The following is a 12,185-nucleotide window of genomic DNA, read 5'->3' as shown; positions in this document are numbered from 1 at the left end:
CCGGGGATGGTGCGGTGCCGGTGCCGGTGCCGGTGCCGCGCCGGGCGGGTGTGTCCGTTGCCCGCCGTAGGGTCTCAGATCTCGTGTCGGATCTGACGGCTGGCGCCGGATGGAAGCGGATCCGCATTCTGAGACGTGCAGGTCGCGCCTGTCCATCGTTCGCGCGGAAATGCCGACGCCTGGAAGACCACACCTGCTCCGGGAACAGTCGGCCGGTCGGCGCGGTTGCATCGTCCGAGGGACCGGCGCTGCTCGGGCGGGGAACACGGAGACCACGAGGTCGTCCGCCCCGCCAGGATCCGGGCCCCAGGGATCGCGGTATGCCCGCCGCGCGCTCGGCCACGACGTATTTCTGCAGAGGACTTTCATGACTGACCGGCCCTTGACGCTCATGGCGGTACACGCCCACCCCGACGACGAGGCCACCGGAACCGGAGGGGTCCTCGCGCGGTATGCGGCGGAAGGTATCCGCACGGTTCTCGTGACGTGTACCGACGGCGGTTGCGGTGACGGACCGGGGGGTGTCAAGCCGAGCGATGCCGGGCACGATCCGGCGGCCGTCGCCGTGATGCGCCGTCGAGAACTCGAGGCGAGCTGTGAGGTCCTGAAGGTCAGCGATCTGGAGATGCTGGACTATGCCGACTCCGGGATGATCGGCTGGCCGAGCAACGACGCCCCCGGATCCTTCTGGCAGACGCCCGTGGAGGAAGGCGCCGCCCGACTTGCGGAACTGATGCGGCACTACCGACCTGATGTGGTCGTCACCTACGACGAGAACGGCTTCTACGGCCACCCCGACCACATCCAGGCCCACCGCATCACGATGGCGGCGCTGGAGATGACCGAGCTGACGCCGAAGGTGTACTGGACGACGATGCCCCGCTCGATGATGCAGCGGTTCGGGGAGACCATGCGCGAGCTTGGAGACATGCCGGAGCCGGATCCTGCCGAGGCCGCCGCGTTGGCCGAGATCGGCCTCCCCGACGATGAGATCACCACGTGGGTGGACACCACCGCATTCAGCGGTCAGAAGTTCGATGCGCTGGCCGCGCACGCCAGTCAGGGCGAGAACATCTTCTTCCTCAAGATGGGCAAGGAGAGGTTCGGTGAGTTGATGGGCATGGAGACCTTCGTACGTGTCAAGGACGCCACCGGCGCCACCGTACCCGAGAACGATCTCTTCGCCGGACTGCGCTGATCCGCCCGTCCGACCGGGGCCCGAGAGAGCTCATCGGCCGCACGGCGCGATCGAGCGGGCCCCGCACCTGGAGGCTTGTCCACGCGAGTTCCGCTCGGCAGCCCACGTCCAGGCCCTCGCCGGCGTGGCTTTGTTCACGGGTAGCGACAGCGGTTGTTCACGGGTTGGGGGAGGCCTCTCGGATCCGAACCCACCGCCTTCGCTTTAGGAGCGGGATCGAATTCCTGAGCCAGCGTGCTGGATCGGGCTGGGTGGTGCTGTCCTCGCAGGTCAGCGCCACCCAGCCCGATAGCCAGTCCTGTCTCTGATGGCTCATGTTCCACCGTCCGCTCACGCATCGCTCACGCATAACGGACGGCTGGTCAGGCACGGTCAGGGGCGAGGTCGCCCCTGACTCCTCGTGCGTCACACGGGGAGCAGGTGCCACTGCCGTTCCCGGTGGTCGCCCTCCGCCCTGTGCTGCTTGATCGCTGTGCGGGCGTTGGTGTCGACTCGCAGAAGCAGACCGCTGTTCCGGTTCGCGATCTCGTACACCGGCGGGGTGTCGGTCACGGGGCTCACCGGGATCAGTCTCCATTGCTGGTGGTGTGCGTCGTCACCCTCGTAGGCGCGTTGCGCGACCACTGCCCCGGCCGTTTCGTGCGCGCCGACGATCTCCAGGACCTTGCCACTGCGCACGTTCTCGATGGTGTAAAGGGTTTCGTCGTTGTCCTGGCCCGCGACGATGAGCCGCCACCGCTGGTGTTCCCTGGGGGTGGCGAGGGACTGGTGGATCTCGGCCCCGTCCTTGGTGGACTCACGGTGGACCGCCATTCGCAGCCTGCTGCGGACGTTGGCCCAGGAGACGACCGTGCCCGAATCGGGTAGCCCGGCCATCTTCGGCAACGCGACCGTCCGGACCCGGTGGTTGGTGTGGTCGGCGATGTAGAGGGTGCCGACGCGGTCCACAGCGACCCCGATCGGTTGGTTCAGCTGGGCCGAAGCAGCCGGGCCGTCATCACCGTCGAAGCCCGCGGTGCCCGTGCCGGCGATCGTGCTGATCTTCCCATCGGCCGTGATCCTACGGACCCGGTGGCTGCCGAGTTCTGCGATGTAGAGGGTGCCGGTGCTGTCCACCGCTACCCCAAACGGGCGATCCAATTGGGCGGCGGTGGCGGGGCCGCCGTCACCGCTGAAGCCCTTGGCGCCGGTGCCGGCGACCGTGTAGATCTTTCCATCGGCCGTGATCTTACGGACCTGGTGGTTTCCGGCGTCGGCGATGTAGAGGTCGCCCGCGCGGCCCACCTCCACTCCCCTCGGGAGGCTTAGCTGGGCCGAAACCGCTGGACCGCCGTCTCCGTCGGATCCCGCGGTCCCGTTCCCCGCGACCGTGCTGATCTTCCCGTCAGTCGTGATCTTCCGAACTCGGCGGTTGTTGTGCTCTGCGATGTAGAGGGTGCCGGTGCTGTCCACCGCTACCCCAAACGGGCCGTCCAATTGGGCGGCGGTGGCGGGGCCGCCGTCACCGCTGAAGCCCTTGATGCCCGTGCCGGCCACCGTGCAGATCTTCCCGTCGGCCGCGACCTTCCGGACCCGGTGGTTGTCGGCATCAGAGATGTAGATGGCGCCTGCGCTGTCCACCGCCACCCCGCGCGGGCGGTTCAGTTGGGCCGAGACGGCGGGGCCGCAGTCGCCGCTGAAGCCCTTGGTGTCCGTGCCGGCAACGGTGCTGATCTTCCCGTCGGACGTGATCTTCCGGACCCGGTGGTTGTTGTACTCGGCGACGTAGAGGGCTCCGGTGGTGTCCACCGCGACCCCGTACGGGTGCTTCAACTGGGCCGAAACGGCAGGTCCGTTGTCCCCTGAGAACCCCGCGACCCCGGTCCCCGCGACCGTGCTGATCGGAGGGGCGGAGTCCTCGCCACTTGTGGTTGCCTCGTGGGCACTGCTCATCGTCATCCCTTCACCGTTCACTGACCGCCTACTACGAGGGGCTGTCGTTAGGAGGCGGACGGGTCCTCGGCAGTCGGCTTGGATGCCTCGGGGGCCGGAGGGGCCTCGGGTGGCTTGGAGAAGTCGCTCTTCTTCGGCCTGTTCTCCAGGTCCTCGTCCTTCTGGAGGCCGCTGTGCTCCGTCACCGTCGCACTCGACTCCTGCATGCCGGCGGACGCCGCCGTGGACACCGAGCCGGGGTTCTGGGCGTACTGGGCCTGCGCTCCGGCCGACGCCTGGGTGGTCTGGATGAAGGAGCCGAGGAAGCCCAGGATGGCCCGCGCTTCGGGTGACGTCTCCTGCACGACCCTCGCGCGGGAGTTGGCCCCGTGGATCGCGCTGGTGAACAGACTCGTGGTCGTGTCGTCGTACGTGTCGTCGTCGGCGTCCTCGAAGTCGACGCCCGCGCCCGGCTGCGGCTTGGCACCGTCGGTGGTTACTGAGAAGAGCCTCGCGCCACTGCCCGCAGAGTTGAAGATGTTGTCGAACACCATGGTCGTCATCCCTTGTTGTCGTGGTGGCGGCGTGGCCCGCCGGTCAGGGCTGCTTGTGCAGCTCTCGATCGCTGCCGGTCAGGCTCTCGCCGTCGAACATCGTGTGGTCGACCTCCAGGGCGGAGACGACTTCGGCCAGCCCCTTCATGCGGAAGCCGTTCCCGCCGGCCAGGTCGATGTCGCCGAGGTCGCGGGCGACCACGTACTCGAGGCCGGGGTAATCCCTGGACTGTGGGGGAGACAGGACCGCCACCGGTACGTCGTACTTCACCGCGAGCAACCCGGAGAAGGTCACCGGAATCTCGTAGGAGTACTGCTTGCGGGTCCGCCGCTGCGTGACGATGGTCTCCACGCGGGAGCCCGGCGGGACCTCGCCGGAGATCTGCGAGTTCGAGGCCCAGCTGGTGGTCAGGGAGCCGCCGACTGAGCCCGTGATGCCCAGCATCAACTGGGCGTTGAGCTCCGCGCTGCCGGTGGCGCTGCCCGTGGTCGTGAACGCCCCCGAGCTTGTCACCGAGTTCGTCGTGGAGTTCGTCACCCCGTTCGTCGTCGAGTTCGTCACGCCGTTCTCGGTGCCGTTGTCGGTGTCGACCCCGACGCTGTCCTTGCTGTTCTTGTTGCTCACGGTGTTCGTGACCTTGTTCCCCATTTCGTTCTGGAGCTGGTTCTGCAGCTCCGTCCCGAACTGGGACTGGAGGGACACCTGGAGCTGGTTCTGCAGCTGGAGCTGTACCTCCGCGCTGACGCTGCCGCCGAAGGTGAGCTGGGCCTCCCCCTGGAGCGACCAGTTGACCTCGTTCGACACGGTGAACTGGATCGAGTCGGTGAAGGTAATCGGGGATGTCTGACTGCGGTTGACATAGGTGCGCGAGGAGAACGTGTCGGGCGGGGGCTGGCTGATGTTGCGCCGCTCCTCGATCAACGGCTCCCCGAGGTTCATGTAGGCGAGCCAGCCCAGTTGGAAGGCGGACCCGGGGAAAGAGCCGAATCGCGACTTGTTCACGGAGAACCCGACGGGCTTGTGCCGCACGCCGTAGTCGTCGACGTAGACCAGGCTGGGGTGGTCCAGGATGGACTGCCAGGTCTGCTCGATATTGAGTTCCCGCAGGTTCTTCTTCGTCAGCGGCTGGCGCTTGGCCCGTTCCAGGTTATACGCGTTGGAAGGCATTCCGTCCTCGACTGATCTGGTCGAACTGCGCTCGGTGAACGATAAAGCGGTGACAGGCATCTGTCGCATGTCCCGACAATTGAAATTACCGCGGGTTCCATCACCTAAACGGCGACTCGGTGTGTTCACCCAATCGGGTGGTCAAGGTTCGGCGATGGTTCTCAACTCGCTGTAGTTGACGATACGTTGAAGTGCCCCCAATCACCCGACCCATGTCCTTCCGGCAGTCCTGCCTGCGGGTGCTGCGGCCTCGCCGTTGAAGTGGGTTAGGGTATGAGATTCGGCCATTCCATCGCTTTCGAAACCCCCTTAATCGAGGGCGATTGAGCCTGCGGCCATTCTGCGCGATAAGCACTGAACTGAGCGTCCGACGCGTTGTTTTCCACATTCAGAACAGGTGAGGTTTCCGCTATGTACACCCAAGAACGTACGACGATGGCGAATTTGGTGGTCGGCGGCCCGGTGGCGGTGAACAGCTACGACAACGCAATCGTGGCGGCACTGCTCGAAAACCGGCCGGTCATGCTCGTCCACGCCTTCAACGGCGGCTACCTGCGGCCCGCCGAGTTGAAGGAGGAGAGCCACGACAAGGGGGTCAAACTGGCCACCGCGCTCGACCCGGACACCAAGGAAGCCCAGGGCCACCTCTGGTACATCACTCCCGCCGGCTTCTTCGGGCAGCGACCGCTGTACTTCATCGAGAGCGCCGCGGGCCAGGCGTCGCCCGAACTCGCCGGTGAGGGCGAAGCCGACGCCGGGCGCGGCGACGACGGCGCGCCGAAGCCGCAGCGCCGGCGCATCACCGTCCACCAAGAGGCCCCCAAGAGCACCGCCGACACCGTCCAGGTCGGCCTCCCCGACAAGGTCGGAGACAAATGGCGCGGGAAGAACGGCGCGCCCGAGGACACTCAGCTCTGGGTCACCACGGTGACGCCGTGGGGCGGGATCACCTTCGTGCCCATCACCCACCCCGACGCCATCCTCGGGTTCAAGGACCACGCGGTGACGGCCGACAGCGAGGTGCGTCTCACCTACAACTGGGGCGGGGACTTCACGGGGACGGTCATCAACACGTTCTACCCGCGGCTGCCCAGCGAGTGGAACGTTCCCTACCACCACGTCTTCACGTGATCCGCGGCTACCTTCGCGCCGAACCCGTCCCGAACCAACGCCCGCACCGCCTGGAAGAGGCACCACGATGCCCGTGCCCATCGAAGAACTGAAGCTGGAGATCGTCAACGCCGCCACGGGGAATCCCCTCGGCGCCGAGGCCGCGCCGAGCGCCGACGGGGTACTCGTCGTCCGCGACGTCCCCGATGGCGGACCGAGCCCGGAGCAGTGGCAGCTCGCCCCCGTGCAGGCCGCGGAAGGCGAGGAAGATGAACACCACCAGGCGTATGTGATCCGCAACGCAGTCAGCGGCAAGGTGCTCGACGACCCCGCCGACGCGGACCGCGCCGTCCGCCAGTGGGACGCCGCCGACGGCAATCAGAGTCAGCAATGGCACGTCGTCCGCGTCGAGGGCGAAGCGGGCCTCTACTTCATCGAGAGCACGACCGATGGCACCGTCCTCGACCTCGACGAGCCCCGCGCGGACGACACCCGGATCGTCCTGCGCGAGCACGACGACAGCGCGGAGAGCCAGCGGTGGCGGTTCGTGCCGGCCGAGCCCGAGCGCACCAGCGACCCCGTGCTGAGCTGGGCAGCACTGGGCCACTGGAACGGCCGCCGGTCCTGGCGACTGACCCCCTCGGCCGCGCTGCGCCCGGCGCCCGACGCGACGCCCTCCTTCAGCAACATGCTGCTGGTCCTAGAGCAGTTCGGGAGCGACCAGGAAGCCGGGGAGTGGAAGAGCGAAGGGCCCACCCGCTCTCCCGGCGGGCAACCGGGCTGGTGGGCCGGGGCCGGTGCGCGGTTCCTCGCCGACACCACGGGAGAGGGGCCGGCGGACATCGTAGGACTCAAGCCCGCGGAGGGGGCTGTGACGTCGTCCAGCAGAGGCGACGGCAGATTCGACGACGAAGAGCGCGTGCTGCACCCACCCGTACCCTCCGCGAGCCCCGAGGACCTGTGGACCCTCGCGGACACCACGGGCAGCGGCAAGCCCGACATCGTCGTGCTTGCCACCGACGGTGTCCGAGTGTCTCCTCAGGACGAGGACGGGACGTTCGCGCCCGCGGGCGGCGAGCCGGCCCTCAAGGCGTTCGGACACGGCGAGCAGGCCGGTGGTTGGCTTGCCGACAAGCATCCGCGCTTCCTCGCCGACACCACCGGCGACGGCCGGCTCGATGTCGTCGGCTGCCACGATGACGGCGTCTGGGTATCGCTCCAGGACGGGGAAGGAAAGTTCGCACCGATCGGCGACGAACCGGTCCTCCTGGCGTTCGGCCACGACGAGAAGGCGGGCAGTTGGCTTGCCGACAAGCATCCGCGCTTCCTCGCCGACACCACCGGCGACGGCCGGCTCGATGTCGTCGGCTGCCACGATGACGGCGTCTGGGTATCCCTCCAGGACGAGGACGGAGCATTCGCCGAACCCCTCTACGTCCTCGACGACTTCGGGGTCGACCAGGGGTGGAGCTCGGTCGAGGAGCACCCCCGGTTCCTGCTCAGGACCACCAGTGACGGAGCACCGGACATCGTCGGGTTCGGGCCACTGGGCGTCGTCGTGTCACGTGGGCGCGGCGACGGCACGTTCGCGCCCTCGAAGCTCGTCCTGAACGACTTCGGGATCGCCCAGGGGTGGACGAGCGGGAAGCACCTCCGCTTCCTCGCCGACGTCACCGGCGACGGCAACCCGGACATCGTCGCCTTCGGCAACGAAGGCGTCTGGGTGTCGCACGGCCGCGGCGACGGCCACTTCGAGCAGGCCCAGCTGGTGTGCCGAGGGTTCGGGTACAACGAGGACGCCGGCAGCTGGCGGGTCGACCGCCACCCCCGCTTCCTCGCCGACATCATCGGCGACGGGCGCGTCGACATCGTCGGCTTCGGCGGCCCGGGGGTGTACGTCGCCCGAAACCTCTACCGCCGCTTCAGGACCCGGTAACCCTCAGAGGACCTCCACAGCCGCACCCCGGCGACGCACCATCGGCGTGCCGAAACCCGTCACTCCGCCCCGACGTGCGGCCTGGCACGCCTTCGCCTGCGAGGCCGCACCGGATCCATCCTTTACCCAACGACGGCTTCAACGCCCCCAGACGCTGACTCAGCTCCGGGCTGCGCCATCGGGCCGGCAAAGGTGCAGGAATATCAGGGATATACGGTCGGAGGCGCAGGCCCGGCTCACGACGAGCTCATCGTCTCCTTACTGGTGGAGCCGCCTAGGCGGTGTCTTCAAATGATCTTCAGTGGTGGATCACGGTTGGGTGATTCGTCGCATGAACTGTCGGATGCTGAGTGGAAGTTCGTTCGGCCGCTGCTCCCTGAGTCTTTGCGAGGCCGGAAGCGGTTGGATGACCGCACCGTGCTCAACGGGATCGTCGAGATCCGGCGGAACCCAATCGCTTTCGGATCCTTCACGCCGGCTGAGAGAGCACGGAAGCCCGACCCACGGCGGGCTCGTCGTCGTGCTGGACACCGGCGAGGTCGATTTCCAACGGCTCCAGACCCGAGTCGGCCGTGGACCGCGGCAGGGTGCGGACTTCTGCGTCCATGCCGCGCTCTTCCACATCCCGGCCGTCGGCGATACCGACCTGCACCGGCAGCCGTACGAGGAGCGCCGGATCGAACTCTTGAATGCCATCGACGGCGGGCCGGTGACACTGCAGCCGGTGTCCTTCATCGGTGACGTGGAGGTGGCGACCGGCCGGGGCCGGCGCTCTCAGCGACCTGGAGGCATCGCTGCGAAACCGCGGCGCTCGCGAATATGCGGGCGGGCATGGCGGTTCGGGGTGGGTGTCCGCTCCGCGACGCAGGCCCTCATCCCGAGCCAGCTCCGCACCAGCCGGATCCGGCAGGTGGGCGCCAGCCTTCCGCTTGGCGCTGTTGCTGCTGCTATGAGTGAGGCCGTATCAGGGACGATCGAGCAGGTGCTGACTGCTGCTCCCGCGCGCCGTTCGGAGCACGAAAGGCCGCCCTTCAGGTGATTGCGGGACTCCTCACGAGCCAGGCAGTCGACACAGGGGTACGGCGTTGGAGCAAAGCAGGACCCAGACCCCCGCGAGGAGATCGGCCATGTACGCAGCAGTCCGACGGTACGAAGGAGTGACCGATCCATCCGAGGCAGGACGTATCGTGAACGAGGGGTTCGTACCGCTCATGCGACAGGTCCCGGGCTTGGTGGCCTACTACTGGGTCGACGCCGGGGACGGAGTCATGGTCTCCACCAGCATCTTTCACGACCAAGCCGGCGCCGAGGCATCGGTCTCCAGAGCGGCGGAATTCGTCCGGGACAACCTTGCGACACTTCTCCCCAACCCACCTCAGGTCATGGCCGGAGAGGTCGTGGCCTCCGCATAAGCACTTCAACTGGTCACTAGCCGGACGAGAAGTTCCCTCAGACGTCACGTGGAACCCCGGCTCTCTACGGGCGCCACGTTTGGCGGGAGACCGGGGCGCCGGAGGGCTGTGATCTACGGACCCAGGGGGCGGGTTCGCAGGCATGTCAGCGTGTCCGTATCGACGGCGTCGGGATGGCGTTCACCGTGAACCGGCCAATGCCCGGCGCCGCCGTGGTGGGGGAGCCCCGAGTCCGGTCCCGCACTGTCGCGGTCACCGACTTCACACCCCAGCCGCCCGCGTCAGGCAGCTGTCCGGAAATGCCGTGCCCGCGTAGAAGGGGAGACGCTGCCTGGCCCATCTGCGCCGCATCGCCGGGTCGGTAAGGAAGGCGTTGCGCGCGCCGACATGCTTCGTTACTTCATCAAAAGCGCGCTCTGATACCTGATTCCCCAGCAGGGCTCCCCGCACCGAGATCCGGGCAGGGAGCCGTGCTGCTCAGCGGGGTGTCACCGGATTCCTCTGGGGACGCCCCGCCCTTTTGAGGCGAGGAGGATGGGACTCTTGCGGAGCAGGGCAGGGAATGCCGGATCGCTGCCAGCGAGATCTGGCGTGTTCCTCGCACGGTGGCGAGGTGGCCTATGGCGGTCAAGAGCTCTCAACTGTCAGTCCTCCAGACTAGGTTGATGTGTATGACGACAGCTGTGACAGCGCAGGACGCCGGGCACGCTCGGTGGACCTTCCGCCTGCGCGTGTCGTCGACGACGCTCGCCGCGCTGAGGGGTGAGTGGGACCGGTGCCGGTGGGTGTGGAACGAGTGCTGTGCGAAGTCGAAGCAGACGCACCTGTGGAACAAGATCCGGACCGACGACACGGACAGGCGGACGTGCGGTCCGGCGCAGCTTGACAAGATGTTGACCGACGCTCGCAAGGGCTTGTCGTGGCTGGGTGAGGGCAGCTCGGTTGTGCAGCAGCAGGTGATCCGGGACTTCGCGAAGTCCCGTGCCAAGGCCCAGAGGGACATCAAGGAGGGCCTGCCCATACGGCAGCGCGCCGGGATGCCGAAATACAAGAAGAAGCGTGAGGCTTGGCCGACCCTGAACTACACCCGGCGTGGTTTCCGCCTCAAGGGCGGGCGTTTGCACCTGGCCGGCGGCATCGCGTTGACGGTGGTGTGGTCGCGGGATCTACCCGCCCTCCCGTCGTCGGTGCGGGTCTTTCAGGACTCCATCGGGCATTGGTACGCGAGTTTCGTGGTGCCGGCCGAAGTCGAAACGCTGCCCCGGACCGGTCGCGTGATCGGTATCGACTGGGGTGTAAAGGAGACCGCGACCACCACATCCGACGCCCACGATCTCCCGCATGCCCAGTACGGCCGGAGAGCCGCGCAGAGGTTGGCCCGGTACCAGCGGATGATGTCTAGGCGCGAGCCGAAGAAGGAGCAGCGTGGGTCGAAGGGCTATCGGCGGGCGAAGAATCTGACGGCGAAGCTGCACAAGAAGGTGGCCCGGCAGCGGGAGGACGCCGCCCGCAAGTGGGCCAAGCGCGTAGTCCGCGATCATGATGCTTTGGCGGTGGAGGACTTCCGCCCGAGGTTCTTGGCCAAGTCCACCCTGGCTCGCAAGGCGGCGGATGCGGCCATCGGCGTGACGAAGATGGCCCTGATGGAGATGGGCCGCAAGCACGGGCGCACCGTGTACCTGGTGCATCCCGCGTATACAACGATGGAGTGTGCGCAGTGCGGCGCGAGAACCAAGCACGCACTACCTCTCTCACAACGAACCTATGCCTGCACCGCGTGCGGAGCCGAATCCCCCAGGGATAAGAACTCCGCCCGCGTGATGCTGGTCCGGGCTGGTCTCAACCCGGCTGGTGCTGATCGCACAAGTCCAGACGGGGCGCGGCCCCGGCCGGCAGCGTGAGCCAGAAATCCCCACACCAGCGTAGGAGGGAGGGCGAGGAACCCCCTCCCTCCAGGGAGGGGAGGAGTCAAATGCGGCTTTGGAACCAGGCCACAGCCAAGGCGATGAGCCCGCTCCCCGCGGCGTACAGGGCGCCGCGGACCGGCTCCTGCCACATCGGGCGGGGGCGGGAGCGCTGTACACGGGGGTGGCGCAGGCGCTGGCGGCGTGTCCGGCGCTTGCCGGTGCCGTCCCCGGGCAGGGTGGTACCGTCGTTTTGCATAGGTGTGCCTCCAGAAAATCGGGTCTTCGCGGTCCTGATGGTTGCGGTGCATCGCGTGGAGAGTCGTCCCGACCGGGTTCCTAAGCCTGCGGTCGAGTCGGCTCTCCTTTCGCTTGTAATGATGCTACCGACAGCTGGTAGGCCGATCGTAATTCCCGCCGCCCGATGGGTTCCTGGTGATGCGTCAGCTGTCTTTGTGGTGGCTTCCCGAGACTCACGAGACTGACCAAGACAGGTACCCGTGAGCAGGGCTTATGGCCTACGCGGACTGCCTGCGGCTTCTTGTTCCTTGAACATCTACAGCCCTCTGGGTGCCACTCGTCGCCTTCCCGGCTCGTCAGCGGAGAACGTCATGGAGTCGTGGTCGAGCGCACGTCTCCTGCCCCCGGCCGGCGGCAGGGGACGTGAATGGGGCGTACCTCGTCGCGCGGGTAGGTCTCCAGGATCTGAGCAGGTCGCGGCCGTCGGCCCGTCGCACCGACTCGGTGTACGTGGCGGAGGAGAACAGCCCCAGGAAGCGGCGCTCGCTGATGACGTTGCCCTCGGCCTCGGCGCCGTCCTCACCGGGTGCGGAGACCAGCTCGTACTCGCGGAAGCCGAGGAAGGTGAGGTGGTCGGCTGACAGCCATCGCAGCAGTTCGCGGGCCTCGTCGATCTCCTGGTCGCGCAGGTCGCCGGCGGTCGGCTCGGCGGGCAGCTCGTCGGCGATGCGCAGCGCCGCGCCGCGCATCTT

10 protein-coding genes and 1 pseudogene are annotated in these 12,185 nt (G+C 67.2%); 5 read left to right on the top strand and 6 right to left on the bottom strand.

The genetic code is table 11. The annotated features are described in order from the left end of the window. Nucleotides 1-367 precede the first annotated feature (367 nt). Nucleotides 368-1,198, top strand: a complete 831-nt coding sequence (locus ACH4FH_RS30710; RefSeq protein ID WP_398559217.1) for a PIG-L family deacetylase — start codon at nt 368-370, stop codon at nt 1,196-1,198. 405 nt (nt 1,199-1,603) lie between these two features. Here ACH4FH_RS30710 and ACH4FH_RS30705 read toward each other — a convergent pair whose 3' ends face one another. The 3 genes from ACH4FH_RS30705 to ACH4FH_RS30695 are packed head-to-tail and all read right to left on the bottom strand — an operon-like array spanning nt 1,604 to nt 4,831. Continuing rightward, the gene (locus ACH4FH_RS30705) at nt 1,604-3,130 is read right to left on the bottom strand and encodes an RICIN domain-containing protein (RefSeq protein ID WP_398559216.1); all 1,527 of its coding nucleotides are present in this window, start codon (nt 3,128-3,130) and stop codon (nt 1,604-1,606) included. A gap of 47 nt (nt 3,131-3,177) precedes the next feature. After that, nucleotides 3,178-3,663, bottom strand: a complete 486-nt coding sequence (locus ACH4FH_RS30700) for a hypothetical protein (protein WP_398559215.1) — start codon at nt 3,661-3,663, stop codon at nt 3,178-3,180. 43 nt (nt 3,664-3,706) lie between these two features. Next, entirely contained in the window at nt 3,707-4,831 is a 1,125-nt protein-coding gene (locus ACH4FH_RS30695; RefSeq protein WP_398559214.1) for a hypothetical protein, read from the bottom strand. A 411-nt stretch (nt 4,832-5,242) separates the two neighbouring features. On the opposite strand from ACH4FH_RS30695, the gene ACH4FH_RS30690 reads away from it, so the two are divergent. Both ACH4FH_RS30690 and ACH4FH_RS30685 read left to right on the top strand, forming a co-directional pair. Next, nucleotides 5,243-5,962, top strand: coding sequence for a hypothetical protein (locus ACH4FH_RS30690; protein ID WP_398559213.1), 720 nt, complete (start codon nt 5,243-5,245; stop codon nt 5,960-5,962). Nucleotides 5,963-6,029: 67 nt separating this feature from the next. Then, complete coding sequence (locus ACH4FH_RS30685) at nt 6,030-7,877, top strand: FG-GAP-like repeat-containing protein (protein ID WP_398559212.1); 1,848 nt, start codon at nt 6,030-6,032, stop codon at nt 7,875-7,877. 469 nt (nt 7,878-8,346) lie between these two features. On the opposite strand, the gene ACH4FH_RS30680 is transcribed toward ACH4FH_RS30685, so the two are convergent. After that, nucleotides 8,347-8,484, bottom strand: coding sequence for a hypothetical protein (locus ACH4FH_RS30680; protein ID WP_398559211.1), 138 nt, complete (start codon nt 8,482-8,484; stop codon nt 8,347-8,349). A 520-nt stretch (nt 8,485-9,004) separates the two neighbouring features. On the opposite strand from ACH4FH_RS30680, the gene ACH4FH_RS30675 reads away from it, so the two are divergent. Further along, nucleotides 9,005-9,289: a hypothetical protein gene (locus ACH4FH_RS30675; RefSeq protein ID WP_398559210.1), complete on the top strand. Its 285-nt coding sequence runs from the start codon at nt 9,005-9,007 to the stop codon at nt 9,287-9,289. Between the two features lie 671 nt (nt 9,290-9,960). Then, on the top strand, nt 9,961-11,190 hold the full coding sequence (locus ACH4FH_RS30670) for an RNA-guided endonuclease InsQ/TnpB family protein (RefSeq protein ID WP_398559209.1): 1,230 nt from the start codon (nt 9,961-9,963) through the stop codon (nt 11,188-11,190). A 67-nt stretch (nt 11,191-11,257) separates the two neighbouring features. Here the strand turns inward: ACH4FH_RS30670 and ACH4FH_RS30665 are convergent, their stop codons facing one another. Both ACH4FH_RS30665 and ACH4FH_RS30660 read right to left on the bottom strand, forming a co-directional pair. After that, a complete protein-coding gene (locus ACH4FH_RS30665; protein ID WP_398559208.1) occupies nt 11,258-11,452 on the bottom strand; it encodes a hypothetical protein in 195 nt (64 codons plus the stop codon). Nucleotides 11,453-11,868: 416 nt separating this feature from the next. Continuing rightward, a pseudogene (locus ACH4FH_RS30660) lies at nt 11,869-12,185 on the bottom strand (hypothetical protein); the annotation flags it as partial.

The organism is Streptomyces sp. NPDC017993 (assembly GCF_044328065.1).
Classification (GTDB): Bacteria; Actinomycetota; Actinomycetes; order Streptomycetales; family Streptomycetaceae; genus Streptomyces.
The sequence above is the reverse complement of the archived record's forward strand: the minus strand, read 5'-3'. Positions and strand labels throughout refer to the sequence as shown.